The sequence below is a fragment of the Bradyrhizobium sp. A5 genome (assembly GCF_042076515.1).
Lineage (GTDB): Bacteria > Pseudomonadota > Alphaproteobacteria > Rhizobiales > Xanthobacteraceae > Bradyrhizobium > Bradyrhizobium cosmicum.
In genome coordinates this window covers 3,418,994-3,442,547 of the sequence record NZ_CP148990.1, presented here as the reverse complement: position 1 = coordinate 3,442,547, position 23,554 = coordinate 3,418,994, and the positions used below count along the sequence as shown (strand labels likewise).

The following is a 23,554-nucleotide window of genomic DNA, read 5'->3' as shown; positions in this document are numbered from 1 at the left end:
ATGCTCCATTTGCCGCGGACTCGGTCGGATCTCGGGGTCGGATCCGCTTCCCTGCCACCCCAGCCCCTTTTGGTTTAGCCGCGATGCGCGTTGTCGCCGCCGTTCTGTTGCTCGTGACCGCGCTCCATGCCGGGCTGTGGGGAGTCCTGCGCGACAAGGAACCCGCGCCGGACTTCAAGGGCCTGCTGCCGAGCCTCTCCTACACTCCGTTCGAACCCGGCCATGTCGTCGACAACAACGTCGATCCCGACAAAATTCGCGCCGACATGAAAAAGCTCTCCACCATCACGCGTGCCATCCGCTCCTACTCGGCGACGGAAGGCAACGAGCTGGTGCCGCCAATCGCCGCCGAATTCAGCATCAAGGTCACGGTCGGCGCCTGGATCGACAAGGACCCGGATCGCAACGAGCGCGAGATCAAGGCCGCCATCGAACTCGCCCGCAAGAACAGCAACGTCAACGGCGTCGTCGTCGGCAACGAGGTGATCTATCGCGGCGAGCAGAAGGTCGAAGACCTCATCGACATGATCAAGAAGGTGAAGGGCTCGGTGCGCGTGCCCGTGACCACCGGCGAGATCTGGAACATCTGGCGCGACAATCCCGACCTTGCCTCCAACGTCGACTTCATCGCCGCCCACGTGCTGCCTTATTGGGAAAACTTCCGCTCGGACCAGGCGGTCGACCAAGCCGTCGACCGCTACAATTTGCTGGGCGAGGCGTTCAAGGGCAAGCGCATCGTGATCGCCGAGTTCGGCTGGCCAAGCCAGGGCTACAATCTGCGCAATGCCGACCCGGGTCCGTTCCAGCAGGCGCTGACCTTGCGCAACTTCGTCAGCCGCGCCAACGCCATGGGCATGGAATACAACATCGTCGAAGCGATCGATCAGCCCTGGAAATACTTCGAAGGCGGCGTCGGTCCCTACTGGGGCATCCTCAACGCCAGCCGCGAGCCGAAATTCGCATGGACCGGCCCGGTGGAGAATCCCGACTATTGGAAGCTGATGACGATCGCGCTTCTGGTCGGCGTTCTCCTTTCGCTGCCGATCCTGCGGATTCAGCAGCCGACCGCGCGGCAGGCGTTCCTGCTGTCGGCGACCGCCAACGGCGTCGGCGCCTGGGCCGCCACCGTGTTCGCGTTCTGGAACGGTCACTATTTCATCTTCGGCTCGGCCTTCGCGCTGACGCTCGGCATGATCCTGCTTGTTCCGCTGGTGCTGATCGCGATGGCGCGCATCGACGAGATCGCGGCCGTCGCGCTCGGCCGGCCGCCGCAGCGGCTGCTCAGCAAGAGCAAGCCGGTCGAGAACGTGCCGGAGAATTACTGCCCGAAGGTCTCGATCCACATCCCCGCTTATTTCGAGCCGGTCGAGATGCTGAAGCAGACGCTCGATGCGCTGTCGCGGCTGAACTATCCGAACTACGAATGCGTCGTCATCATCAACAACACGCCGGACCCCGCCTTCTGGCAGCCGATCCAGGACCATTGCCGCGCGCTCGGTGAACGCTTCAAGTTCATCAATGCCGAGAAGGTGCAGGGCTTCAAGGCCGGTGCGCTCCGCATCGCGATGGACCGGACCGCCGTCGATGCCGAGATCATCGGCATCCTCGATGCCGACTATGTCGTCGATCCCGACTGGCTGAAGGACCTCGTTCCGGCGTTCGCCGACCCAAGCGTCGGCCTGGTGCAGGCGCCGCAGGAGCATCGCGACGGCGATCTGTCGATCATGCACTACATCATGAACGGCGAATATGCCGGCTTCTTCGACATCGGCATGGTCCAGCGCAACGAGGTCAACGCCATCATCGTGCACGGCACGATGTGCCTGATCCGCCGGGCCGCGATGGACATGGCCGGCGGCTGGTCGAGCGACACCATCTGCGAGGATTCAGACCTCGGTCTGGCGATCCAGGAGCTCGGCTGGACCACCCATTACACCAACCATCGCTACGGCCAGGGCCTGCTCCCCGACACCTACGAGGCCTTCAAGAAGCAGCGCCACCGCTGGGCCTATGGCGGCCTGCAGATCGTCAAGAAGCACTGGCGGCATTTCCTGCCCGGCAAGAGCCGGCTGACGCCCGACCAGAAGCGCGAATACGGCCTGGGCTGGCTGAACTGGCTGGGCGCCGAAAGCCTCGGCGTGGTCGTTGCGCTGCTCAATCTCATCTGGGTGCCGATCGTCGCCTTCGCCGACATCGCCATCCCCGACAAGATCCTGACGCTGCCGATCATCGGCGCGTTCATCGTCTCGCTCGCCCACTTCCTGTCGATGTACCGCGCGCGCGTGGCGATCAAACCCGGCCAGATGCTGGGCGCCATGATCGCCGCGATGAGCGTGCAGTGGACGGTGTCGCGCGCGGTGGCGCAGGGCCTCATCACCGAGCACATCGCGTTCGCGCGCACCTCCAAGGGCGGCCTGTCCAGTATGTCGATCGAGTTCCAGGCGTTCTGGGAGGCCGTGATCGGCGCCCTGCTGCTGATCGGCGCCGGCGTCCTGATCGCCTCCAACAGTTTCCGGCAGATCACCGAGATCTATATCTTCGCCGGCGTCCTGGTGCTGCAGAGCCTGCCGTTCCTGGCGGCGGTGGCGATCGCCATCCTCGAGCTCAGCCGTATCAACTCGTTCCAGTTCTGGCGCGACAGCGCGATCCGCACCGCCGAGCTGATCGGCCTGCGCCCGGTCGCGCTGCCGACGCCCGCCGGCACCGTGCAGCCGGTGCCGAGCGAGGTCCGGCGCGAGGCGAAGTGACGGGGATGGCAGTTCGGCGTGGATGACGGCCCGTCAACCGGGTTGAAAATCTGCCCTTAAGCTGCGGATGGCGCGAGCAAATCCCCGCTCCTGCCGCGAGTTTCGGCAGCCGCCCCTGCTATTGACCTCGGCGCCCCATCCCCCTACACAGCGCGGGCCGAAAGCATGATCCGGAAACAGCCGGTTTTCCCCGCATCGCAAATTGAGCGCAGCGGCAAGACATGCTTCTCGAATGTCCGAAGACGATGGCGATCGATCGCAAAGCCATCAGCGGCCATGGGAGCGCGTAGCTCAGCCGGTAGAGCACGTGACTTTTAATCACGGGGTCCTGGGTTCGAGCCCCAGCGCGCTCACCAAATAAGACCAATGACTTGGCTAAATTTTGAAGACGCCGAGAAAACCGCGTGTCAGCCAATCGAATGCCGTGCAGGCGGTCCAGGATTGCGGCCCGATAGTTGTTTGCCATGAACAGCAAGGCGCATTAAACCCGGCCAAATCCGGCAACCAGTAAAGTGCTGACATCCTAAATCCCGATTTGATCAGAAAGTCATGAATGTCGAATCGACGGAGGGTGATCTTCCTGCTGGTTTCCGTGGTGATCGTCGGGGCAATCGTCGCGGGTGCTCGTTACTATCTCAGCAGATGTCATGGCATGGACGCGTGTGCGGCCGCCGACGCCGAAAGCCATGAGCGAGATAAGCCGACCGAACCACAATAGGCGTCTGCGCAAATTCGCGCCGCGCCGCGGCACGTCAAAGGCTGCGGGGTGATCCACCGGCCTGCAACCTTGGAGAAAATGGTCCCTGGGTCAGATCATCGGCATTTTTCGAGCCGGGGAATTGTGCTTGGTCATCCCCCTCAACTTTTGAGTTCGTTTCGCCCCCTCCCCACGCCGTTGCCAACCAACGCCAATGGGCGCACGCTGTCCCGGCGCGCAAGACGCATCTCAGGGAGAGCGACATGAAGGAACCGGGCCTCGACGGCCGCCACCGTGACAAGGATGGCACGATCGACAAGAAGCACGGCAACACGCTGGTCGGCACGCTGCGCAAGATCTACGGCAAGGGGTTTGCAGCCGGCTATCCGGATACGACACAGCTCAGTGAAGTCCTGGCTCAGTTGAACGAGACGTCGCTCAGCCAGCTGCGCCGCGATCACGACACCGGGCATCTCGGGCACAAGATCGATCAAGCCTCGAAGTGACCCGTCCTCAGCTTTCCGGGGCTGAAACCGTGGCCGGCACGCTCAGCGGAGCGCCTCCAACCGAAACGGGCCCGACGGATTTCGACTGCCGGACCATCCGTTTGCGCATCGCCGCGGACAGCCCGTAGCGCGCATTCGCTCGCCGGATGGAGGAGGTGACGTCCGACAACATTGCATTTTGCAACGAGTCCACCTTCGCGATGAGCGTGGACAATTGCGAAGATATCTTCCTCACGTCGACCCGTTCGTCGGTGATGCTCTGCCTCAGCGAGAGCAGCACCATCGAATCCTGCTGCAGCAGGGCCGCATTTTGCTGCAATTTCTGGTTGTTCTCCTGCAGCGAAGCCGTGTGCTGCTGCTGGGCCGATTGAATGTCCTTCAAGGCAGCGGCAACCGGATCCGGCTTTGGCACGGAGGCTTCCCGACGTGGAAGCATTTCAGCCAGACTGCCGACATTCAGCGACGAAAAATTGGACGGCAACGTGTAGACGGCCGCCGAGCCATTGATGGCCAGGGCACACACCGACAGCGCCAGGATCGATTTCCGGCTGGACCGCTTGATCGGTTCCGGAGTTTCCGGAACTGCAGGGTCGGGTGCTGCAGCTGCCGCTGCAAGTGCGGCGGGGTCGAACTGTTCGACCAGGCCTTGCGCTTCGGATGTCGTGGTCACGGGCATTGACCTCAAATGAGAGCAAAAGGAAGCCGACGCCGAAACGTCCTCGCGACGCCCCCTCTACGCAGCACCCACTTACAACTAACTATCCATAATTGTAGGTTTTTCGGCTTAATTCCACGTTAGCGACGTGGCCGTCCGCCAAGCCCGGCCACTCCGGTCGAATACGGAGTGGGTGCGACGGAATCGGTCATGGGCAGCCTGCTTTGCAGCGCTACAAAGCTGGAGACAACGCCTGCAGAAAGTGTAGGATTCACGAAAATCGGGAGGAACGGCATGTTTGAAATCAGCGGTTTCGACACGGCGGGAGTCGTCAGTCTCAAGCGGCCGACGCTCGCCGCCGCCCTCAAGAAAGCCAAGGAGCTTGTCGAGGACGGATGCTGGGACGTTCAAGTCGTTGATCCCGGTGGCCAGGTCTACACGTCGTTCGAGGAGCAAGCCGCTTAACCGCGCACGCTCCGGGCCTTCCGACAACCGGCGTGAAAAACCCCAGCGCTTGGTGGAGCGCTGGGGCGTTTTCGAAATATCGATCGATAAATATCGATTGGCGAAATATCGGCTGGTCGAGCAATGGCACGTTGATAGCAGCGATCGCGCCGGGCGTTTGTGAACTGCTTCACACGGCAGCGCCAATGACTGCCAATGTGCAGAACTCCCGACCGGCTTCCCGCGTCTATTGTTTGTGTGATTGGACGCCGCGCGCTAACTTGAGCCTTTTTACGGAGGCTCATTTGAGACCAGTCATTTTCATCGCCGCTATCGCGCTGCTTGCAATGGCCCCTGCCCGCGCGCAGCCGCTGGTCGATCCGAGCAAGGTCGCTCCCGAATTTCGGGAGGCGGCCGAAAAGCGGCGGGCCGAGCAGATCCGCCAGCGCGAATGCGCGCTGAAGGCGGATCTCGAGAAGGTGCTGCCGCGCGATCGCACCGACTATCTCAACCATTGCCTCGATGCGATCGCGGCCAAGCAATAATTCAAGCAATCGCTGCGGTCGGATCAGCACCGACGCGCGATGCCTGCGGCCTATCAGGCGGTGGGGCGATGACGTGCGGTCGCGAGACCGGGTCAGCTCCCCTGACCATTCAACCTTTCTTCAGACCTTTGGGCTCACCTGACGATCCATTTTCCATTTGATCATTGTTGTCCGATGAGTTCCGTCCCGATTCAGTGCAGGCGCTGCAAGGGCGTGTTTCGTGACCGCGCCGGACGATTGCAGGACGGCTATTCGAGGCAATGTCCGGGTTGCGAAGTGGTGCTGTTCTTCGCCGAGGACTCGCAACATCCCTTCATCAAGCGCGCGATGCGCGACGCACGCAAAGTCCGCAAGGAGCTGCGCGAGGCCCAGGCAGCGAGGCGCCTTGCTCCGGAGGCACCGGCCGCGACATCGCGCTCGTCCGAGGGCCGCAGGCGAACGGCGGGCCGATCCGAGTAAGGCGCAACGCGGTAGCTACCCGCCAGTCAACGACCACCCCGTTCACCGGCTGCGTGACTTCCTCGGAAACAGCCGATCGCGGATATAGCGCGAGGTCGGCGTCAGGCGGATCCCGCGCGGCTTCTGCCATACGGCGCGGTCGATCTCCTTCTTGTCGCCGATCGCCAGCCTGCCCTTGGCGCCCTTGGCGATGAAGATCGCGTCGCTCATCTTGCGGCCGGAGCGCTTGTTCTTGGCCGTCACTTCCTTCCAGAGGCTGATCCTGCCGAGCTTCAGCTTGGGCAGCTCCTCCTTGATCTCCCGGCGCAGGCAGTCCTTGTCGGACTCGCGCGCGCGCTTGCGGCCGCCCGGGAACATCCACAGGCCGTCCGACCGTCGCCTGACCAACAATACCTTGCCGCGTTTCGCGGCAACCAGCTTGGAAGACTTCGCCATTGCTGCCGTAAATGGAAAACAGAATCGTCCCATGGTAACTTGTCTAGTCGAATAGACAAGTTATGGGGGCGAGTTGATCACAGGCCGCAGGCGGTGAGAACTTTGCGCGGCACGACGCGCAGATCGCGCCGGCAAGGCCGGGATCAGCCTTCGCCCGCCGTCTTCTCCGCTCCCGCCCGGTCTTCCGTCCTGATCCAGGCCATCATCATCTCCCAGGCCACCGAGAGAATGATCGGCCCGATGAACAGGCCGACGATGCCGTGGGCGAGCGTTCCGCCGATCACGCCGACAAAGATCACAATGGTCGGCGTGGTCAGGCCACGCCCCATCACCAGCGGCTTCAGCATGGTGTCGAGGAAGCCGACGACGACGAGAAACACCGTGAGCAGCAGCGCCGTGGTGACGTCCTTGGCGGTCCAGATCCAGATAATCACCGGCAACAGGACGAGGAAGGCGCCGATCTGAACGATCGAGAGCAGCAGCACGATGAAGGCGAGCAGCCCTGCGCTCGGCACCGCCGCGAGCTTGAAGCCGATGCCGGCAAGCAGCGCCTGCACGATCGCGACGCCGATCACGCCCTGCGCAACCGCGCGGATGGTTGCGCCCGCAAGCCCCAGGAAATGCTCGGTCTGCTCGGGGACGATGCGAAACAGGAAGCCGCGGCCGGCTGCAACCAGCCGCGGCCCATGCGGAAACAGGAAGCCGGCGACGAACACCGAGACCAGAAACTGGAGCGTGCCGAGGCTCGCATCGCCCGCGAGCGACAGCAAGGGTCCCGCCAGCGGCTGGAGAAAGGGCGCGACCTCGCGCAGCACCGCGCGGATGTTGGCATAGGCCTGCTCCCAAAGCTCAAAGAGCCAGGGGCCGACGACCGGCCACGATTTGAGCTGCTCCGGCGCCGACTGGAGCGCGAGGTCACCGGTGCCGAGCTGGTGCGCCAGTTCACGCGCACCGTCCACCGCGCTGATGCCGAGCCAGGTCGCCGGGCCAAGGACGATGCCGAGCGTAATCAGGGTGAGGATCAATGCTGCGGTCTTCGGGCGGCCGCCAAGCATCCTGGCGACCCAGCTGAAGGCCGGGTAGAACGCCACCGCGAGCACGCCGCTCCAGGCCAGGATCGGCACGAACGGGCGGATGATCAGGAAGGTCCAGATGATCAGCAGGGCAAGCAGGCCGAGCCGGATCACGAGCTGGATGATGTCCTCTCCCGTCAGGAGCTGACGGAGACTTTTCACGGCCACGGCTTTCCTTGCGGCATTGACGCGGGTTCCGGCACTTGCGCGGGCAGCCGTTATTGCCAGCCCCGCATCCGGCGTCAAGACGACGGGGCCGGCGCCGGCGCAAGCGATCGGACCGCTGCGCCGCGGGCGCGGCGTCAAACGTCGCCGGGCGGGTTCGCCCGGCCGGCCGAGCGGTGGCGCTCCGTCCGCTCAGAAGTGGTAGTTCACGCCCACGGTGCCGGTCTGGATGTTCAGCTTCACATTGGCCGGCGTCACCGCCAGATTGCCTGTCGTCACCGGCTGCTCGGTGATCGCGCCGAAGCCGAGATAGTTGTACTCGGCCCGCACCGACCAGTTCGGCATGAATATCCATTCCACGCCGCCGCCGGCGAGCCAGCCGGCGCGGTTGAAGCTGCCGGAGGCGGAGCCGGCGAGCGGGCCGGCAAGTCCGTTATCGGCGCTGTACCTGTCGCGCGTGAAGGCCGCGCCGCCGCCGAGCGCAGACGCCAGAACCAGTTTCCTCCCCATGACCTCACCCCCAACTTGCCCGCCCTCCGACCGGGGTGACGAGGTGAAATCTAGCTGCGGGATCAAGCGCGCGCTTGGACCTGCCGGCGGCGCGATTTGGACTGGCGGGCGCTCCGCGCGCATGCCCGCCGGGTTTGGCTAACGGCGATTAACCGGAATTTCGCCGACCGGTTTACGCCGCTGCAAAAGCTCGCGCCTACGCTTTGTCTCAAGGTCCCAAAAACAATTTCGGTGCAATGGCCAACAGCATCTGGACGATCGAAGAATTCACCTGCCCCGGTTGCGGCATGAACTACACCGCGACCAGGGAGGAGCACGCCGAGCCGCATTCAGGCCAGTTCAAATGCAGCATCTGCAGCGGCGAGGTGCACGCATGGTCAGGGAAGCATCACTTCTTCGGCTGGAAGGCGGTGAAGACCAAGCCGCCGGTGTTCGGCCGGCGCTGGGCGGGCGTGAGGTGGTAAGGCAGGCGCGGCCGGCAAGTTGGCCGAGCCTGATGGCAACGATCGCCCCGGGGCATACCAGTGTTGCGCGTTGCGCGAGACAATAGCGATCCCTTGATCATGGCAACGGCTCCGGCATGAAAAAACCCGCAGCGGATTTCTCCACGCGGGCGTTACGAATTTTTCGATGATGCCACTCTGCCAGTGTTTTGCCCGACGTGTCAAATCCGGACGAGGCAGTGCGAAGCGCAGTCGCGATATCTGTGAGCGGTTCACGTCAGACAACGTCCGAGAAGGGCCTGCCTGCAAGCGGCTGAAAATGGCGAATGCTTTCAATGTCCGCGCTACTGTGCATGGGGTTGTTTTTCAGCTTTTGATTGAGGGCATGCGAACGCGAGCATTTCAGGGCCGGCGCGCGGAATCCGGCCGGGCTCGGCGGCGAGCGCTTTGCCGTGGCGCAGGGATGAGGAACTGACGCTTCTGCTCAGCGACGACACCCGCTAAACTCCCCCTCCCCGCAACAGAATCCGACATGCAATGACCGCACCCTTCGTTCCCCAGATCGCCCTCTATCGCAACTGGCTCGCCGCACAGCGTGGCCTCACCTTCGCGAACTACGAGGAGATGCGGCAGTGGTCGGTGCGCGATCTCGACGGCTTCTGGCGCAGCATCTGGGACTATTACGATCTGCAATCGCCAACGCCGTTTGCCGCCGTGATCACCGAGCGCAAAATGCCCGGCGCGGTCTGGTTTCCCGGCGCGCAGGTCAACTACGCGCGGCAGGTGTTCCGGCACGTCGAGGCGGCTCATGCCGCAGGCCTGCCTGCGATCGTCAGCAGCGGCGAAGACGGCAGGCTGACGGAAACGAGCTGGCCCGAGCTGCGGCGCAAGGCGGCAGCGCTCGCGCTGCATCTGAAAGACCGGGGTATCAAGCCCGGCGACCGCATTGCCGCCTATCTGCCCAACATTCCCGAGACCATCATCGCGTTCCTCGCAAGCGCCAGCCTCGGCGCGGTCTGGAGCGTCTGCGCGCCGGACATGGCCGCGCCCGCCGTGATCGACCGCTTCAAGCAGATCGAGCCGAAGGTGCTGATCGCCTGCGACGCCGTCACCTATGCCGGCCGGCGGCATGACCGCAAAGACGTTGTAGGTGAGCTCCGTCGCTCCCTGCCCACGGTCGAGCATGTCATCCTGCACAGCGAGACCGGCGCGCCGGCAGCCCCGGATGCTCTGCTCTCCGATATCCTCGCAAGGACCAGCGCCGCGATCGACGCGTTCGAGCCGGAATGGCTGCCGTTCGATCATCCGCTCTGGATCGTCTATTCCAGCGGCACCACCGGCCTGCCGAAACCGATCGTGCACGGCCATGGCGGCATCGTCATCGTCGTGCTCGCACTGCTCGGCCTGCACAACGATCTCGGCTGCTCCTATCACGGGAACTCGTTCGGCGAGCGCTATCACTGGTACTCTTCGACCGGCTGGATCATGTGGAATTCGCAGGTCGGCGGCCTGCTCAGCGGCACCACCTGCTGCATCTTCGACGGCAGCCCCGGCGGCGCCAGGGACAAGCCGGACTGGACCACGCTGTGGCGCTTCGTGGCGCAGGCGAAAGCGACCTTCTTCGGCGCCGGCGCGGCGTTCTTCGCCAGCTGCGCCAAGGCCGAGATCGATCTGGCCGCGGCCGGCGACCTCTCGCGGCTGCGCTGCCTCGGCTCGACCGGCTCGCCGCTCAGCGCCGACACCCAGGCCTGGTTCAACGAGCGCTTCGCCGCGTTGTCGAAGACCAACGGCCGCGCCGCGCAGGCCGACATCTGGTGGGCCAACATCTCCGGCGGCACCGATTTCGCCGGCGCCTTCATCGGCGGCAATCGCGAACTGCCGCAGACGCCCGGCGCGATGCAGTGCCGCTCGCTCGGAGCCGCGGTGGAAGCCTTCAGTGAGCAGGGCCATGCCGTGATCGACGAGGTCGGCGAGCTCGTCTGCACCGAGCCGATGCCCTCGATGCCGCTCTATTTCTGGAACGACAAGGACGGCGCCCGCTATCGCTCCAGTTATTTCGAGACCTATCCGGACAATTTCGACGGCAGCGGCCGCGGACCGGTGTGGCGGCACGGCGACTGGCTCAAGGTCAATCCGGACGGCTCCTGCATCATCTACGGCCGCAGCGACGCCACCATCAACCGCCACGGCCTGCGCATGGGCACGAGCGAGCTCTATTCCGCGATCGAGGCGTTGCCGGAGGTGCTCGACAGCCTCGTCGTCGACCTCGAATATCTCGGCCGCGACAGCTACATGCCGCTGTTCGTCGTGCTGCGCGAGGGCGTCGTATTCGACGGCGCGATGCGGGCCAGGATCAACAAGGCGATCGAGGCCGGTCTGTCCCGACGCTTCCTGCCGAACGACATCTTCGCCGTCGCCGAGATCCCGCGCACGCTCTCGGGCAAGAAGCAGGAGCTGCCGATCAAGAAGCTGCTGCTCGGCCAGCCGGTCGAGAAGGTCATCAACAAGGAGGCGATGGCCAATCCCGGCTGCCTCGACTGGTATCTCGCCTTCGCGCGCGACTATCTCGCAAGGACCGCAGCGTGAAGCTGCGATCAACCTCCGCCAAAATTGGAGGGATCGAGATTCCTGTTCTCCGACGGCGGAATCGGTGGCCACCCGGGAAATTTGTACCAGCCGGGCGGCACCGGCGCGTTCTCCGCCGGATGGGCCACGACACGGTCGCGCGGACGCACGTGACGTATCGGCACAGCGACAGCCGACGCGCATGTTGAAATCAACAGGGCCAAGGCCAGGACAGACCGCATCGCGTGTGCTCCAGACATCCACCCGAGCTTCCATTTGGGGAGGGAACCACGCTCCAACGACGCACCGCGACGTCACGATATCTCACATCGCCGGCATCGCAGGTGCCGCGAGGCACCCGATCACCCCAATTGCGCCTTTGGCATTTGGAGTCCGTTCACCGATCGCCGCTAGATCAGGACGGATCCTTCGCGACGAGCACCAGAAATGGCCGACCTCAACGCCGTCCTCACCAGGCTCAACGACCGTCTGCTCCGCCTCGAGGGCGAGCTGTTCGTGCTGCGCTCGCTGGCGCGCGCGACGCTGACGGCGGGCGACGACCATGCAGTGCGGATGCGCAAGCTGGTCGAGGCAGCGAAAGTCGCGCTCGACGACGAGGCAAAGCGTGCGCTGGACAAGCCGACACGGAAATATGTCGATGCAGCCACCGCGCTTGTGGATGAATTGCTGGTCGAGCCGACCCAGGCGCGGCCGCTGTTCACCGTCATCGACGGCGGCCGGCGCGACTGATCACGTCAGATCGGACGTGTCGCACCGGGATCCGCGGATTCAGCCTTGAGCCGGCTGAGCCCCTCCTCGATGATCGCGATCTCCTCGTCGATCTGGCCGATTGGCAGGCTGAAATCGTAGCCGGACTTGCTCTTCAGATCGACCGCGAGCCGCTGCCTGTGCATCATCAGCGCGTCGAGGCCACGGCGGTTCTTCAGCCGCACATAGGCGTTGACGATCTGCTCAATTGCGTTCGGCATGAAATCGGTCCCGGCAAAAAAGCCCGCGCGGCGCACCCGCGCCGGCGGGACATTTTTGGTGTCGCGGTACGCAATACAAATCCGCGACGGATTCGTCGATACGCCGGGCTGGTTGAGAACGCGTTACCGTCACATGATTTCTTGACGCGCGGCATGAAAAAGCCGCTGGCGATCACGCCAGCGGCCAAAGCCGGGTTCGAAAACGGATTCGGAATGAAATTTGGCCAGCCCCGGTTGGTGCATGTTCTAACGGCAGACGACGGATTCCTTCTGTTAAAATTGAAACACAGGAACCGGCGCGCCGTCGGTTTATCGTCCACCGTGGCGGAGCGGCAACGCTAGTCCGTGACGCAGAAATACGTCCGCGGCAACCTGCGATATGCGCCGTAGCGATAATACGGCCGGTAGGCGTAGCCACGATAGAGCGCCGGCGGCCCCTCGCCGTAATAGGCGTCGTGATAGAAATTGGTGGCGGGTCCCCGGGCGCATTGTTGATAACCGGCGCAAACGCCGGGCGGGTGGTGACAGGGCGTGCGGACGTGTTATCGGGAGGATGACGCAGCTGCGAGACGGATCGGACACCCATGCGCATTACCCTTGTCGGCTCCCGCCATTTCGGCGTGACCACCCTGAACATGCTCCGGGAACACGGGGTCTCGATCGTGCGGGTCGTGGTGGCCGATGCCGAGGATCGCCTCGCCGCGACCGCGAAGGCGGCCGGAATCGAGGTGGTGGTGCAGGCCGATCCGAAACTCGTGGTCGCCTCCGAGATCGCCCCCGACACCGACCTGATCATCACCGCCCACAGCCACGCCCGGATCGGCAAGGATGCGCTCGCCGCCGCCAGGCTCGGCGGGATCGGGTACCACCCCTCGCTGCTGCCGCGACACCGCGGCAAGGCCGCCGTGGAGTGGACCATCAAGGAGGGCGATCCGATCGCCGGCGGCACCATCTATCATCTCGCCGACCGCATGGACGCTGGCGCGATCGCCGCCCAGGAGTGGTGCTTCGTGAAGAAGGGCGAGACCGCGCGCGAACTGTGGGAGCGTGCCCTCGCCCCGCTCGGGCTCAAGCTGCTGGCCGACGTGATTGATTATGCCAAGGTCCACAAGGCGCTGCCGTCCAAGACTCAGGACGAGCAGTTCGCGACCTCCGCGCCGAGTCTCTCCTGAGGTTTACCCTTAACGTAAAGCCGCGTTGATTTTGCTTCAAAAATCGGAACGAAAAACGCAAATAAACCATTGTTTCAACAGGAACAATTTTCGCTTTGGCATCGTAACAAATTTCCGTCACATTTCGTCCGAATAAGCGTCAGCATATCAGACACATTGAAGGACGAATTTATGCGTTTTGGTCGCATCGCGGCGTTCTGTGCCGCTTCACTTTTCGCCGGCACCCTCGCCGCCCCCGCTTTCGCCCAGAGCCCCTATGACGGCAACTGGCAGGTCACCATCGTCACCAAGAGCGGCACCTGCGAGCCGACCGCAAGTTCTCTGCTGACGGTTGCCGACGGCAGGATCACTGCGCCCGGCGCTAACGTTTCCGGCACCATCGGCCGTGAGGGTCTTGTGAAAGTTTCGATCAATGGTGCATATGCCAACGGTCAACTCAACGGCAACGCCGGATCGGGGAAGTGGAATGGAGCATCTGCAGGCATACCGTGCAGCGGGCGGTGGGAAGCATCGCGCCAATAAACCAATTACGGCTCGCGCCTGGAACTGGCGGCTGCTGATCGCGGCCACGGTTATGTTTGCTGCGGGGATCGTCGGCTCGGAAAGCAAGGCGCAGTCCGGCCCGTTTGCTCCGATGGCCGGCAACTGGAGCGGCGGCGGTACCGTCATGCTGGATGACGGTTCGACCGAGCGGATCCGCTGCCGGGCCAAATATGCCCCGATCGGACCGACCATGGAAATGTCGCTGACCTGCGCCAGCGATGCCTATAAGTTCAACCTCGGCGCCAGCGTCAGGGCCGAGGGGAGCGCCATCACCGGCAGCTGGTCCGAGACCAGCCGCAACATCTCCGGCTCGCTCCAGGGCCGCGGTGGCGGCGGAAACTTCGAAGTGGTCGCCTCGGCCGCCGGCTTCAACGCCAACATCGCGCTGAAGACCAGTGGCAACAGGCAGAACGTCACGATGCGCGCAGACAGCCAGTTCCGCGGCGCCAACATCTCGATGTCGCGCTAAGCCGCCACGCCCGAATGACAAATCGACTCGGCGACCTCGCCGGGTCGATTTTTTATGCGTTCGGGACGAACGCCGTGACCTCGATCTCGACCTTGGCCCGGTCGTCCACGAGACCGCCGATATAGAGCAGCGTCGAAGGCGGGAAATTGCGCCCCAGCGTTTCCTTCCAGGCCGCGCCGATGCCGGCACCCGCGGTCTCATATTCGCTGCGGCTGGTGAGGTACCAGGTCAGGCGGACGATATGTTCGGGACCCGCGCCGGCCTCACCCAAAAGTTTGATGATCCGCGTCAGCGCGGTTGCGACCTGCGCCGCCATGTCGGGCGCGTAATTGCCGGTCTCGTCGCCGCCGGTCTGTCCGGCCAGCACCACCCAGCGACCCGGCCCTTCCGCCACCACGCCATGGGAAAAGCCGCGCGGTTTTTTCCATTCGGCCGGCTGCAAGATGCGCATGAGCGAATATCTCCCGTCTCTTGTCGTTGTTCGCCCATGCCTTAGCACGCCGCCCCGCATCGCTGCATCCGCAGATTTGGCCGTTGCAAACGGCGGCGATGTCGCCGATACCCGCCCTCCCTCAGGCTCGATCTCCCGCACCCGCACCGATGAACGCGACCCCGTCCAAAGCGATGGCTGCACTGTGGATGGCCGGTTGGCTGGCGCTGATGCTGGTCATGGCGGTCGCCGGACGCGAGACCACGCGCGAGCTCAACGTCTTCGAGATCATGGAAGTGAGGTCGGTGATCGGGTTCACGTTGCTCCTGCCGATCATCTACCGGTCCGGCGGCTTCAAGGCGGTCGCGACCAGACGCCTGCCGCAGCACCTCGCGCGCAACGGGGTCCATTATTTCGCGCAGCTCGGCTGGTTCTACGCGCTGACGCTGATCGGGATCGGCCAGGTGGTGGCCATCGAATTCACCATGCCGATCTGGACCGCGCTGCTGGCCGCAACGTTCCTCGCCGAGCGCATGACCGTCTGGAAGATCGCCGCCATCGTGCTCGGCATCGTCGGCGTGATCATGATCGTGCGGCCCGCCACCGGCGAGATCAATCCGGGGCAACTGATCGCGCTCGGCGCCGCAATCGGCTTCAGCATCTCCATGATCCTCGCAAAATCGCTGACCCGGACCGAGAGCGCCTTGTCGATCCTGTTCTGGATGATCGTGGTGCAGTTTGTCGTGGGCCTGCTGCCGACGCTCTATGTCTGGACCTGGCCGTCCGCCACGCTCTGGGGCTGGCTGTTCGTCATCGGGGTCTGCGGCACATTTTCGCACTACTGCCTCGCTAGCGCGCTCCGCTATGCGGATGCGACCATCGTGGTGCCGATGGACTTCTTGCGGGTTCCGCTCACGGCAACCGTGGGTTGGCTGCTGTATTCAGAGCGGCTCGACTCCTGGACGGTATTTGGCGCCGCGATGATCCTCTGCGGCAATCTCCTGAATTTGAAGCCCGCACCGCCGATTACCGCCCGCGCGCGGTGAACCGGACGCCGCCTCGCGCGACAAAACAAGGTGGTCGAGCGTGATTTGGATCACGTTGGAGGGGCATTCCATCGTGCACATTCGGCCGCGAAGCAATGGGTTGGGCGAGCTGTCGTTTCGCTAGCGCGAAACCGGGCGTGTCGTGTAAGTTCGTTGCCAATTTGTTGCTGCCTGCAATTCGATTCTGGGGATTTCAGATGCGCTATCTCACCCTCCTCGCTTCGCTGATGTGCATGGCGCTGTCGGTCAGCGCCGCGAAGGCCGACCGCCGCGTCGCTTTCGTCGTCGGCAACGGCTCCTACAAGAACGTCGCGCAATTGCCGAACCCGCCGATCGACGCCAAGGCGATGGCGTCGACGCTGCGCAATGTCGGCTTTGAGGTGATCGAAGGATCCAACCTCACCCGCGACCAGATGACCGAGAAGCTGCTGGATTTCGGCCGCAAGGCGCAGGGCTCCGACGTCGCCGTGTTCTATTACGCCGGCCACGGCATCGCCGTCAGCGGCAGCAACTATCTCCTGCCAGTCGATGCCGACATCAAGTCGGAGATGGACGTCAAGCTCGGCGCAGCCATCAACATCGACCTGACGCTCGAGCAGACCATGGGGGATGCCAAGGTCAAGCTCGTCTTCCTCGATGCCTGCCGCGACAATCCGTTCGCCGCCAAGATCAAGTCGAACTCCGCCACCCGCAGCGTCAACGTGCAGAGCGGCCTTGCCGAGATGAAGTCCGGCGAAGGCACACTGATCGCGTTCGCCACCGGGCCGGGCCAGACCGCGCTCGACGGTCAGGAGGGCAACAACAGCCCCTTCACCCGCGCGCTGATCGACAACATCACCAAGCCCGGCGTCGAGATCCAGCAGGCGATGACGTCGGTGCGCGCCCAGGTCAACGAAGAGACCCGCAAGGGCCAGCTTCCCTGGGGCCACACCAACCTGATCGGCGCGGTCTATCTCAACCCTTCGCAGCAGACACAGGTGGCCAACGCGGCGCCGACCGCTTCCGGCGTAGTGCCGGCAGCGGCCGGCAGCTCTGACGGCGTCGAGCTCGAGTACTGGCGCTCGGTCAAGGAATCCAACAAGCCGGAAGAGCTCAACGCCTATCTCTCGGCCTATCCGAACGGCCAGTTCAAGGCGCTGGCCCTGGCGCGGCTCGCGGCGATCAAGAGCGGCCCGTCCACGGCCACCCGCAACCTCAACTCCGGTATCGATCCGGCGACCTTCACCGATGACTCGACCCAGCTCACCGAGGACCAGATCGGCCTTGACAAGGGCCAGCGCCGCGACGTGCAGCGCCGCCTGACCGGGCTCGGCTTCGACACCAAGGTGACCGGCGTATTCAGCGACGACACCCGCACGGTTCTGAAGCGCTGGCAGGCCGCCCGCGGCTATCCGTCGACCGGCTACCTCAACAAGCTCCAGCACAAGGCCCTGCTCTCCGAGATCGTGGCGGCCCCGGCCACCGCGAGCGACGACAGCCCGAAGCCGGCGCGGCGTGCTCCGGCCCAGGCCCAGAGCGCACCGGCACCGGCCCAGCATCGCAACAGCGGTGGCGGCGGCGATGCCGGCGCGGCCTTTGTCGGCGGCGTCGTCGGCGGCATGATGGGCGGCATGTTCCGCCGCTGAGGCAGGCAGGATACAGCATGCAAAAGCCCGGCTCGCGCCGGGCTTTTCGTTTTCGTTGGTCGCGCTCACCGTGGGGCCGAAAGCCTACTTCCCCGCAGCCTTGCGCAACGCCTCGTTGATACGGTCCTGCCAGCCGGGTCCGCCCTCCCTAAAGAACTCCAGCACGTCCTGGTCGATCCGCAGGCTGACCTGTTCCTTGATCCCCGGCGCCACGTTCGGCTTCGGCGGCGCGACGACGACCTTGGCCGTCACCTTCTTGAATGCCGCCTCGGCCTCGGTCCTGGCATCGCCCAGCGTGCGCGGTCGCCTCGGGGGTTGATCCGCCATGTCCTAGATTCCCTCAAACAGAGCCGTCGAAAGATACCGCTCGGAAAAGGATGGCACTATAGCCAGGATGGTTTTTCCCGCAGCTTCCGGCCGCTTGCCGATCTGGAGCGCCGCCGCGATCGCCGCGCCCGAGGAGATCCCGCCCGGAATGCCCTCATGCCGCGCCAGCGCGCGCGAGGTCTCGATCGCCATCGTCGAGCTGACCTTCACGATCTCGTCGATCACCGAGCGGTCGAGAATGTCGGGCACGAAGCCGGCGCCGATGCCCTGGATCTTGTGCGGCGTGTGCTGGCCGCCCGACAGCACGGGACTCTCCTCCGGCTCGACCGCGACGACGCGCAGCGAAGCCTTGCGCGGCTTCAGCACCTGGCCGACCCCGGTGATGGTGCCGCCGGTGCCGACGCCGGCGACGAAGTAATCGATGTTGCCGCCGGTATCGTTCCAGATCTCCTCCGCGGTGGTGCGGCGGTGGATCTCCGGATTGGCGAGGTTCTTGAACTGCTGCGGCATCACCGAGTTCGGCGTCGTCTTCAACAGCTCCTCGGCCGTCGCGATCGCGCCCTTCATGCCCTGCGCGGCAGGCGTCAGCACCAGCTCGGCGCCGAGAAAGGCGAGCATCTTGCGCCGCTCGATCGACATCGATTCCGGCATCACCAGCTTCAGCCGGTAACCGCGTGACGCCGCGACGAAGGCGAGCGCAATGCCGGTATTGCCGGAGGTCGGCTCGATCAGCACGGTGTCCGGCTTGACGACACCGGCCTTCTCCATCGCGATGATCATGGCCGCGCCGATGCGGTCCTTCACGCTCGCGGCCGGATTGAAATATTCAAGTTTTGCCAAAATGGTCGCGTTGACGCCGTGCGCGCCTGGCAGCCGTCGCAAGCGCACGATCGGGGTGTCGCCGAAAGCCTCGACAATCGAGTCGTAGATCCGGCCACGGCCGGGTTGGTGCGCTGCACCCGTGGTGGACGATGCGTCCATGATGAACTCCCTGTGACGACAGTTTGCGCTTTGATCGAAGCTCTTCCCGCAGTTACGGACAGCTTGCGGCGACACGCAAGCGACAATGCGGCACATGTTAAATACGCTGCGTCGCAAAATCACGTGAACTGAAATTAGCAGAAAACCAACGCATTTGTGTTGCGACCTCGTCAACTGATTCTGCTTATGTTAAACTCTGTTTTTGAAGCAGGGAGGTCACCACGATGTCAGCAATTGCTGAAGTGCTGTCGACCGTAGTGCAAAGGCGTGATCCGCGCTGCAGCGAGTTGCCTACCTGTCCCGTCTGCGCCGACTCCATGGTCGCTGCAGAAGCCTCCGCCTACGTCTCGGACCACGTGATCAGCTATCTCTGGACCTGCGACAATTGCGGTTATGGCTTCGTGACCAAACACGCCGTCAAGCAGCGGATCGTCTGCAACTGACGCCCACCACGCTTCAGCGCGGGGCGATATCGCCCCGCGCCCAGTCCTCGCGCGTACGCTGGTAGAACTCCTCGAACGTTCCGCGTGCGATCGCGTTCCTGATGCCCTGCATCAGGAACTGGTAGTAGGCGATATTGATTTCCGACAGCAGCATCGCCCCGAGCGTCTCGCCGGCCTTGACGAGATGATGAAGATAGGCGCGTGCGTAGCTGCGCGCCGACGGCCACGAACTCTCCTCGTCAAGCGGACGCGGATCGTCGGCATGGCGCGCATTGCGCAAATTCACCTGACCGAAACGGGTGAAGGCTACGCCATGGCGGCCGTTGCGCGTCGGCATCACGCAATCGAACATGTCGATGCCGCGCTTGACCGCTTCGAGAATATCGTCCGGCGTGCCGACGCCCATCAGGTAGCGCGGCCGGTCGGCCGGGAGTGCCGGCGCGGTCTCGTCGATCATCGCCAGCATCACGGCCTGCGGCTCGCCGACGGCGAGACCGCCGATCGCGTAGCCGTGGAAGCCGATCGCAGTGAGGCCTTCGGCGCTGGCATGACGGAGCTGCGGGATATCGCCGCCCTGCACGATGCCGAACAGCATGTAACCCTCAGGCGCGCTCTCGAAGGCGCGCTTGCTTCGCTCGGCCCAGCGCAGCGACAATTGCATCGCGCGGTCGATGTCGTCGCGCTCGGCCGGCAACCGCACGCATTCGTCCATCTGCATGGCAATGTCGGAGCCGAGGAAGCGCTGCACCTCGATCGAGCGCTCCGGCGACAGCTCCACCTTGGCACCGTCGATATGCGAGCGGAAAGTAACGGCGTGCTCGGTCACCTTGCGCAGGTCCGACAGCGACATCACCTGGAAGCCGCCGGAATCCGTCAGCATCGGACCGTTCCAGCCGGTGAACTTCTGCAAGCCGCCGAGCGCGGCGATCCGCTCGGCGCCCGGACGCAGCATCAGGTGATAGGTGTTGCCGAGCACGATATCGGCTCCGGCATCGCGCACCTCGCGCCAGTGCATGCCCTTCATGGCGCCGGCGGTTCCGACCGGCATGAAGGCTGGCGTCCGCACCACGCCGTGGGGCGTGGTCAGGCGACCGGTGCGGGCGGCGCCATCGGTCGTGAGCAGTTCGAAATGATTAGGCAGATTGTTGTTGGGCAGATTCATGGCCGTGCTTATTGCGTGTCAGGCGAGGCCGATCAACCCGCTCTGGCCGCGCGATGCATCAGAGTGGGACACATTTGACGCGGACTTGATGGCGCCGCGGCTTGCAAAATAAAACGATACAGTGTAGTTTTTTCTTGGGGCTGGACGGGATGCTGCGGCAGATTTTGCCGGCGGCTGCAAATGCGTGATCGCCAGCCACCGACGATGCCCTCCGCTTCATGTTCGACCGAAATGTCCGTCCCCTCGCGTGGCCAGACAAGGCAGACAGGTGCCCGCCTGATCGGATCTCTGGTGCTGACCTGCAGCCTGGCGCTCTCCGCCTGCACCTCCCTGCCCCGCACGCCCTATACGGCCGCCAACGCCACCACGTCGCGCGTGCTCGATATCGACGGCTTGCGCCGCTACACCGACGACCCCGTCACGAAATTCAGCTTCCCCCTGACCAGGAGCTATCTGGCGCTCTCTGGCGGCGGCGCGGATGGCGCCTATGGCGTGGGCGTGCTGAACGGCTGGAGCGCGGCCGGCACTCGCCCGGCCTTTTCGGTCGTGTCCGGCGTGAGCACCGGCGGCCTGATCGCGCCCTTTGCGTTTCTTGGATCGCAATACGACGACACGTTGAGGGAGGTCTACACCAGCGGCATCGCCGAAAGCCTGCTGAACGATCCCAGCATCATGCGCGTGCTGTTCAGCTCCGGCCTGTTCGGCAATAAACGGCTGCGCGAATTGGTGGCGCGCTATGTCGGGCCGGAGATCCTCGAGCAGGTCGCGCGCGAAAACGCCAAGGGCCGACGGCTGCTGATCGTAACGACCGATCTCGACACCCAGCGAACCGCCATCTGGGACATGGGCAAGATCGCCGCCGTGGGCACGCCCGAGGCGCTCAAACTGTTTCGCGACGTGATGGCAGCCTCCGCCAGCATCCCGCTGGTGTTTCCGCCTATCCTGATCGAAGCCGAGGGCCAGGGGCGCAGATTTCAGGAGATGCACGTCGACGGCGGCGTGACGGCGCCGGTGCTGACGCTGCCGGAGGCCCTGCTCTTCCAGGGACGTCTGCCCGGCAACGCGAAGATGGACATCTACATTCTCGTCAACAAGAAGATCGAACGCAACTTCGAGCTGGTCTCCAACAGCACCATTGACGTCGCCTCACGCAGCCTGTCGTCGATCACCCAGTCGCAGACGCGGTCCATCATCTTCTCGACCTATGACTTCGCGAAGCGCAACAATCTGGGCTTCCATCTCTCCTACATCGCGCGCGATTATCCCGCGCCGCCCTCGGAAGGCTTCGACACCCCCTATATGCGGGCGCTGTATCAGTACGGTTATGAGAAAGCGGCGGCAGGACAGGCCTGGACGTCGACGCTCCCCTAGGACTCACACGCCGGAACGACGTCCTTTCAAGACCGTTGACGATACGGCCAATTCGGCCAGATTCGCGATGACGCCCCCGTTCCTGCGCGTTATAGAGCGAATGACCATTGTTACGACCCCGCAGGAATCATTGGGCATGGGATTGGCTGCGACCAGGACAAGACCGGCAGCGTCACGGCGCGACGTGCCGAAATCGCGCGGCGGACGGCCAACGAAAAGCGCCGCCATCGAGCGCGACCAGCGGCTGATCGAGGTCGCCACCCGCCTGTTCCTGGATCGCGGCTTTGACGCCACCTCGCTGGATGCGGTCGCCGAAGCTGCGCGCGTGAGCAAGCCGACCGTCTACTCCCGTTATGGCGACAAGCGCGGCCTGTTCACGGCGGTGCTGAGGCGCGAAATCGCGCGATGGCTTGCCCCGCTGTCGGCGGCGGCCGAGACGCAGCTCGGCAGTTCGTCCGACATCTCCGTCGAGCAGCGGTTGGTCGAGATCGGGCGGGAAATGCTGACATTCACCTGCGGGCCGGACGCCATGGCCTTCAGCCGCATGATGACGTCACAAGCCATCAATTTCCCTGACATCGCCAAGCTCGGCAAGGAAGAAGGCTGGCTCAAGGCCGTCGCCACGACCGCGCGCTTCTTCGATCATCTGGCGGCCCAAGGCGCCCTCGACGTCGAAGACACCACCATAGCCGCCGAGGTGTTTCTCGACGTCGTCGTTGGCCACACCCACCGCTTGGCGACGTTCGGAACACCGATGGAAATAAAACCCGCCGAGAAGCGGATGCGCGTCGCGATCAAGCTATTCCTGGCCGGCGCGCTGGGACCGGCCGGCCGCGTCAAGGATGCCGCCAAAGCCGCTCCGCGGCGCCGTCCCTCCCGCTGACAATTCCGTGAGATTGCGGCCTGTCCCCCACAGGGACACGCCTGCGGCATTGACCAAAATAAAACGATACGGTATGGTTTAGTTATAAGCGATACGGACCGTTTTTTTCACCAGCCCCAAGGTGGTCCGGACCGCTAAGACCGCCGCGACGGGTACAGCCCGCCACGACGCTCCGCGGCCGGCCGATGCCCAAGGTCGGCCGCGAATTCTTTACGATCATCCGGCACACTCGCTGGCCGAGGGTTTCGCGCATGACGACAGCAAAACGATGGACTTCGCGACTGCTCGCGATCGCCTTGCCAGCGCTACTCCTCGCACCGCCCGCACAGGCGGTCGTGACCGCGGGCACGCCGACCGCGCTTCACGGCAACACAGATGGTGATGCCGAGGCGGACCGCCAGGCGGTCAGCCGCGAAATCGAACGATTCCGCAGCTCGTCGATTTCGATCAGCCAAGCCATGGCGATTGCGGAAGCCCGTCACGCCGGCGCCACGACGGCGGATGTCAGTTTTGACGGAGGCTCCGGCGTGCCGGTCTACCGGGTGAAGACCCTGCACAACGACCGGATCTGGCGCCACACCATCAACGCCACGACCGGCGAGCTCATCGGCGGCGAGGCCGCCCTCCCCCTCACCGAGCTCGACCTCGACGATCGCAGCAACCTCGCAGCGCTCGGTGCGATCAGGCACCGTCTCGCGGATGCGGTGCATGTCGCCGAGCGCGCGGCTTCGGGCAAGGCGATCAGTGGCGGGCTGGTGCGTGAAGGCGGCCGGCTGAATTTTTCGATCGTCGTCATCAGCGGCGATGACCTCAAGGAGGTCATCCTGGAGCCGCCGGGCGCTCGGGGCAAATAGCGCCGGCCACAATCC

27 protein-coding genes and 1 tRNA gene are annotated in these 23,554 nt (G+C 64.1%); 19 read left to right on the top strand and 9 right to left on the bottom strand.

Annotated features, from left to right (window positions below):
- Nucleotides 1-83 precede the first annotated feature (83 nt).
- The 3 genes from WHZ77_RS16485 (at nucleotide 84) to WHZ77_RS16475 (ending at nucleotide 3,950) form a co-directional block, all read left to right on the top strand.
- Nucleotides 84-2,747, top strand: a complete 2,664-nt coding sequence (locus WHZ77_RS16485; protein ID WP_375314567.1) for a glycosyltransferase — start codon at nucleotides 84-86, stop codon at nucleotides 2,745-2,747.
- 280 nt (nucleotides 2,748-3,027) lie between these two features.
- Nucleotides 3,028-3,103 (top strand) — tRNA-Lys (locus WHZ77_RS16480).
- Between the two features lie 604 nt (nucleotides 3,104-3,707).
- Nucleotides 3,708-3,950: a hypothetical protein gene (locus tag WHZ77_RS16475; RefSeq protein ID WP_375314566.1), complete on the top strand. Its 243-nt coding sequence runs from the start codon at nucleotides 3,708-3,710 to the stop codon at nucleotides 3,948-3,950.
- Between the two features lie 7 nt (nucleotides 3,951-3,957).
- Here WHZ77_RS16475 and WHZ77_RS16470 read toward each other — a convergent pair whose 3' ends face one another.
- Nucleotides 3,958-4,626: a hypothetical protein gene (locus WHZ77_RS16470; RefSeq protein ID WP_375314565.1), complete on the bottom strand. Its 669-nt coding sequence runs from the start codon at nucleotides 4,624-4,626 to the stop codon at nucleotides 3,958-3,960.
- A 189-nt stretch (nucleotides 4,627-4,815) separates the two neighbouring features.
- On the opposite strand from WHZ77_RS16470, the gene WHZ77_RS16465 reads away from it, so the two are divergent.
- From WHZ77_RS16465 to WHZ77_RS16455, 3 genes are all read left to right on the top strand, one after another.
- Nucleotides 4,816-5,070 carry a hypothetical protein gene (locus tag WHZ77_RS16465; protein ID WP_375314564.1) on the top strand — a complete coding sequence of 85 codons (255 nt, stop codon included), beginning with the start codon at nucleotides 4,816-4,818 and terminating at the stop codon, nucleotides 5,068-5,070.
- Between the two features lie 326 nt (nucleotides 5,071-5,396).
- Nucleotides 5,397-5,594, top strand: coding sequence for a hypothetical protein (locus WHZ77_RS16460; RefSeq protein ID WP_375314741.1), 198 nt, complete (start codon nucleotides 5,397-5,399; stop codon nucleotides 5,592-5,594).
- Between the two features lie 213 nt (nucleotides 5,595-5,807).
- A complete protein-coding gene (locus WHZ77_RS16455; protein WP_375314563.1) occupies nucleotides 5,808-6,053 on the top strand; it encodes a hypothetical protein in 246 nt (81 codons plus the stop codon).
- 42 nt (nucleotides 6,054-6,095) lie between these two features.
- Here WHZ77_RS16455 and WHZ77_RS16450 read toward each other — a convergent pair whose 3' ends face one another.
- The 3 genes from WHZ77_RS16450 to WHZ77_RS16440 all read right to left on the bottom strand — a co-directional run bounded on the left by WHZ77_RS16450 (nucleotide 6,096) and on the right by WHZ77_RS16440 (nucleotide 8,236).
- Nucleotides 6,096-6,488, bottom strand: coding sequence for an NUDIX hydrolase (locus WHZ77_RS16450; RefSeq protein WP_375314562.1), 393 nt, complete (start codon nucleotides 6,486-6,488; stop codon nucleotides 6,096-6,098).
- Between the two features lie 143 nt (nucleotides 6,489-6,631).
- The gene (locus tag WHZ77_RS16445; protein WP_375314561.1) at nucleotides 6,632-7,729 is read right to left on the bottom strand and encodes an AI-2E family transporter; all 1,098 of its coding nucleotides are present in this window, start codon (nucleotides 7,727-7,729) and stop codon (nucleotides 6,632-6,634) included.
- A 189-nt stretch (nucleotides 7,730-7,918) separates the two neighbouring features.
- Nucleotides 7,919-8,236: an outer membrane protein gene (locus WHZ77_RS16440; protein ID WP_375314560.1), complete on the bottom strand. Its 318-nt coding sequence runs from the start codon at nucleotides 8,234-8,236 to the stop codon at nucleotides 7,919-7,921.
- 236 nt (nucleotides 8,237-8,472) lie between these two features.
- Here WHZ77_RS16440 and WHZ77_RS16435 point away from each other — a divergent pair, with 236 nt between their 5' ends.
- From WHZ77_RS16435 to WHZ77_RS16425, 3 genes are all read left to right on the top strand, one after another.
- A complete protein-coding gene (locus WHZ77_RS16435; RefSeq protein ID WP_375314559.1) occupies nucleotides 8,473-8,700 on the top strand; it encodes a hypothetical protein in 228 nt (75 codons plus the stop codon).
- Between the two features lie 516 nt (nucleotides 8,701-9,216).
- The gene (locus WHZ77_RS16430; protein ID WP_375314558.1) at nucleotides 9,217-11,265 is read left to right on the top strand and encodes an acetoacetate--CoA ligase; all 2,049 of its coding nucleotides are present in this window, start codon (nucleotides 9,217-9,219) and stop codon (nucleotides 11,263-11,265) included.
- A gap of 426 nt (nucleotides 11,266-11,691) precedes the next feature.
- Nucleotides 11,692-11,994, top strand: a complete 303-nt coding sequence (locus WHZ77_RS16425) for a hypothetical protein (RefSeq protein ID WP_375314557.1) — start codon at nucleotides 11,692-11,694, stop codon at nucleotides 11,992-11,994.
- Between the two features lie 5 nt (nucleotides 11,995-11,999).
- Here the strand turns inward: WHZ77_RS16425 and WHZ77_RS16420 are convergent, their stop codons facing one another.
- A complete protein-coding gene (locus WHZ77_RS16420) occupies nucleotides 12,000-12,233 on the bottom strand; it encodes a hypothetical protein (protein ID WP_375314556.1) in 234 nt (77 codons plus the stop codon).
- A gap of 153 nt (nucleotides 12,234-12,386) precedes the next feature.
- Here WHZ77_RS16420 and WHZ77_RS16415 point away from each other — a divergent pair, with 153 nt between their 5' ends.
- The 4 genes from WHZ77_RS16415 to WHZ77_RS16400 all read left to right on the top strand — a co-directional run bounded on the left by WHZ77_RS16415 (nucleotide 12,387) and on the right by WHZ77_RS16400 (nucleotide 14,417).
- Nucleotides 12,387-12,575, top strand: a complete 189-nt coding sequence (locus WHZ77_RS16415; protein ID WP_375314555.1) for a hypothetical protein — start codon at nucleotides 12,387-12,389, stop codon at nucleotides 12,573-12,575.
- 242 nt (nucleotides 12,576-12,817) lie between these two features.
- Nucleotides 12,818-13,405: a formyltransferase family protein gene (locus WHZ77_RS16410; protein WP_015685972.1), complete on the top strand. Its 588-nt coding sequence runs from the start codon at nucleotides 12,818-12,820 to the stop codon at nucleotides 13,403-13,405.
- 171 nt (nucleotides 13,406-13,576) lie between these two features.
- On the top strand, nucleotides 13,577-13,927 hold the full coding sequence (locus WHZ77_RS16405; RefSeq protein ID WP_375314740.1) for a hypothetical protein: 351 nt from the start codon (nucleotides 13,577-13,579) through the stop codon (nucleotides 13,925-13,927).
- Nucleotides 13,872-14,417, top strand: coding sequence for a hypothetical protein (locus tag WHZ77_RS16400; RefSeq protein WP_375314554.1), 546 nt, complete (start codon nucleotides 13,872-13,874; stop codon nucleotides 14,415-14,417). Before WHZ77_RS16405 ends, WHZ77_RS16400 begins: the two co-directional genes overlap by 56 nt.
- 52 nt (nucleotides 14,418-14,469) lie before the next feature.
- Here the strand turns inward: WHZ77_RS16400 and WHZ77_RS16395 are convergent, their stop codons facing one another.
- Nucleotides 14,470-14,868: a RidA family protein gene (locus tag WHZ77_RS16395; protein WP_375314553.1), complete on the bottom strand. Its 399-nt coding sequence runs from the start codon at nucleotides 14,866-14,868 to the stop codon at nucleotides 14,470-14,472.
- Nucleotides 14,869-15,017: 149 nt separating this feature from the next.
- Here WHZ77_RS16395 and WHZ77_RS16390 point away from each other — a divergent pair, with 149 nt between their 5' ends.
- Both WHZ77_RS16390 and WHZ77_RS16385 read left to right on the top strand, forming a co-directional pair.
- Nucleotides 15,018-15,893: a DMT family transporter gene (locus tag WHZ77_RS16390; protein ID WP_375314552.1), complete on the top strand. Its 876-nt coding sequence runs from the start codon at nucleotides 15,018-15,020 to the stop codon at nucleotides 15,891-15,893.
- 197 nt (nucleotides 15,894-16,090) lie between these two features.
- A complete protein-coding gene (locus WHZ77_RS16385) occupies nucleotides 16,091-17,518 on the top strand; it encodes a caspase family protein (protein ID WP_375314551.1) in 1,428 nt (475 codons plus the stop codon).
- Between the two features lie 84 nt (nucleotides 17,519-17,602).
- On the opposite strand, the gene WHZ77_RS16380 is transcribed toward WHZ77_RS16385, so the two are convergent.
- Nucleotides 17,603-17,845, bottom strand: coding sequence for a BrnA antitoxin family protein (locus WHZ77_RS16380; RefSeq protein ID WP_375314550.1), 243 nt, complete (start codon nucleotides 17,843-17,845; stop codon nucleotides 17,603-17,605).
- Nucleotides 17,846-17,848: 3 nt separating this feature from the next.
- Complete coding sequence (cysK, locus tag WHZ77_RS16375; protein ID WP_375314549.1) at nucleotides 17,849-18,826, bottom strand: cysteine synthase A; 978 nt, start codon at nucleotides 18,824-18,826, stop codon at nucleotides 17,849-17,851.
- Between the two features lie 224 nt (nucleotides 18,827-19,050).
- Between cysK and WHZ77_RS16370 the strand changes: the two genes are divergently transcribed.
- A complete protein-coding gene (locus tag WHZ77_RS16370; RefSeq protein ID WP_375314548.1) occupies nucleotides 19,051-19,269 on the top strand; it encodes a hypothetical protein in 219 nt (72 codons plus the stop codon).
- A 13-nt stretch (nucleotides 19,270-19,282) separates the two neighbouring features.
- On the opposite strand, the gene tgt is transcribed toward WHZ77_RS16370, so the two are convergent.
- Nucleotides 19,283-20,431, bottom strand: coding sequence for a tRNA guanosine(34) transglycosylase Tgt (gene tgt / locus WHZ77_RS16365; protein ID WP_375314547.1), 1,149 nt, complete (start codon nucleotides 20,429-20,431; stop codon nucleotides 19,283-19,285).
- A gap of 231 nt (nucleotides 20,432-20,662) precedes the next feature.
- Here tgt and WHZ77_RS16360 point away from each other — a divergent pair, with 231 nt between their 5' ends.
- The 3 genes from WHZ77_RS16360 to WHZ77_RS16350 all read left to right on the top strand — a co-directional run bounded on the left by WHZ77_RS16360 (nucleotide 20,663) and on the right by WHZ77_RS16350 (nucleotide 23,539).
- Entirely contained in the window at nucleotides 20,663-21,802 is a 1,140-nt protein-coding gene (locus WHZ77_RS16360) for a patatin-like phospholipase family protein (protein ID WP_375314546.1), read from the top strand.
- 136 nt (nucleotides 21,803-21,938) lie between these two features.
- Entirely contained in the window at nucleotides 21,939-22,685 is a 747-nt protein-coding gene (locus tag WHZ77_RS16355; protein WP_375314545.1) for a TetR/AcrR family transcriptional regulator, read from the top strand.
- 251 nt (nucleotides 22,686-22,936) lie between these two features.
- Entirely contained in the window at nucleotides 22,937-23,539 is a 603-nt protein-coding gene (locus tag WHZ77_RS16350) for a PepSY domain-containing protein (RefSeq protein WP_041748886.1), read from the top strand.
- Nucleotides 23,540-23,554: the final 15 nt, after the last annotated feature.

What these genes read in the sequence shown, in the direction of transcription:
- WHZ77_RS16485 (WP_375314567.1), top strand. Translation starts at nt 84, where the DNA reads ATGCGCGTTGTCGCCGCCGTTCTGTTGCTCGTGACCGCGCTCCATGCC.
- WHZ77_RS16475 (WP_375314566.1), top strand. Translation starts at nt 3,708, where the DNA reads ATGAAGGAACCGGGCCTCGACGGCCGCCACCGTGACAAGGATGGCACG.
- WHZ77_RS16470 (WP_375314565.1), bottom strand. Translation starts at nt 4,626, where the DNA reads ATGCCCGTGACCACGACATCCGAAGCGCAAGGCCTGGTCGAACAGTTC.
- WHZ77_RS16465 (WP_375314564.1), top strand. Translation starts at nt 4,816, where the DNA reads ATGGGCAGCCTGCTTTGCAGCGCTACAAAGCTGGAGACAACGCCTGCA.
- WHZ77_RS16460 (WP_375314741.1), top strand. Translation starts at nt 5,397, where the DNA reads ATGGCCCCTGCCCGCGCGCAGCCGCTGGTCGATCCGAGCAAGGTCGCT.
- WHZ77_RS16450 (WP_375314562.1), bottom strand. Translation starts at nt 6,488, where the DNA reads ATGGCGAAGTCTTCCAAGCTGGTTGCCGCGAAACGCGGCAAGGTATTG.
- WHZ77_RS16440 (WP_375314560.1), bottom strand. Translation starts at nt 8,236, where the DNA reads ATGGGGAGGAAACTGGTTCTGGCGTCTGCGCTCGGCGGCGGCGCGGCC.
- WHZ77_RS16435 (WP_375314559.1), top strand. Translation starts at nt 8,473, where the DNA reads ATGGCCAACAGCATCTGGACGATCGAAGAATTCACCTGCCCCGGTTGC.
- WHZ77_RS16430 (WP_375314558.1), top strand. Translation starts at nt 9,217, where the DNA reads ATGACCGCACCCTTCGTTCCCCAGATCGCCCTCTATCGCAACTGGCTC.
- WHZ77_RS16425 (WP_375314557.1), top strand. Translation starts at nt 11,692, where the DNA reads ATGGCCGACCTCAACGCCGTCCTCACCAGGCTCAACGACCGTCTGCTC.
- WHZ77_RS16420 (WP_375314556.1), bottom strand. Translation starts at nt 12,233, where the DNA reads ATGCCGAACGCAATTGAGCAGATCGTCAACGCCTATGTGCGGCTGAAG.
- WHZ77_RS16415 (WP_375314555.1), top strand. Translation starts at nt 12,387, where the DNA reads ATGAAAAAGCCGCTGGCGATCACGCCAGCGGCCAAAGCCGGGTTCGAA.
- WHZ77_RS16410 (WP_015685972.1), top strand. Translation starts at nt 12,818, where the DNA reads ATGCGCATTACCCTTGTCGGCTCCCGCCATTTCGGCGTGACCACCCTG.
- WHZ77_RS16405 (WP_375314740.1), top strand. Translation starts at nt 13,577, where the DNA reads ATGCGTTTTGGTCGCATCGCGGCGTTCTGTGCCGCTTCACTTTTCGCC.
- WHZ77_RS16400 (WP_375314554.1), top strand. Translation starts at nt 13,872, where the DNA reads ATGGAGCATCTGCAGGCATACCGTGCAGCGGGCGGTGGGAAGCATCGC.
- WHZ77_RS16395 (WP_375314553.1), bottom strand. Translation starts at nt 14,868, where the DNA reads ATGCGCATCTTGCAGCCGGCCGAATGGAAAAAACCGCGCGGCTTTTCC.
- WHZ77_RS16390 (WP_375314552.1), top strand. Translation starts at nt 15,018, where the DNA reads ATGAACGCGACCCCGTCCAAAGCGATGGCTGCACTGTGGATGGCCGGT.
- WHZ77_RS16385 (WP_375314551.1), top strand. Translation starts at nt 16,091, where the DNA reads ATGCGCTATCTCACCCTCCTCGCTTCGCTGATGTGCATGGCGCTGTCG.
- WHZ77_RS16380 (WP_375314550.1), bottom strand. Translation starts at nt 17,845, where the DNA reads ATGGCGGATCAACCCCCGAGGCGACCGCGCACGCTGGGCGATGCCAGG.
- cysK (WP_375314549.1), bottom strand. Translation starts at nt 18,826, where the DNA reads ATGGACGCATCGTCCACCACGGGTGCAGCGCACCAACCCGGCCGTGGC.
- WHZ77_RS16370 (WP_375314548.1), top strand. Translation starts at nt 19,051, where the DNA reads ATGTCAGCAATTGCTGAAGTGCTGTCGACCGTAGTGCAAAGGCGTGAT.
- tgt (WP_375314547.1), bottom strand. Translation starts at nt 20,431, where the DNA reads ATGAATCTGCCCAACAACAATCTGCCTAATCATTTCGAACTGCTCACG.
- WHZ77_RS16360 (WP_375314546.1), top strand. Translation starts at nt 20,663, where the DNA reads ATGTCCGTCCCCTCGCGTGGCCAGACAAGGCAGACAGGTGCCCGCCTG.
- WHZ77_RS16355 (WP_375314545.1), top strand. Translation starts at nt 21,939, where the DNA reads ATGGGATTGGCTGCGACCAGGACAAGACCGGCAGCGTCACGGCGCGAC.
- WHZ77_RS16350 (WP_041748886.1), top strand. Translation starts at nt 22,937, where the DNA reads ATGACGACAGCAAAACGATGGACTTCGCGACTGCTCGCGATCGCCTTG.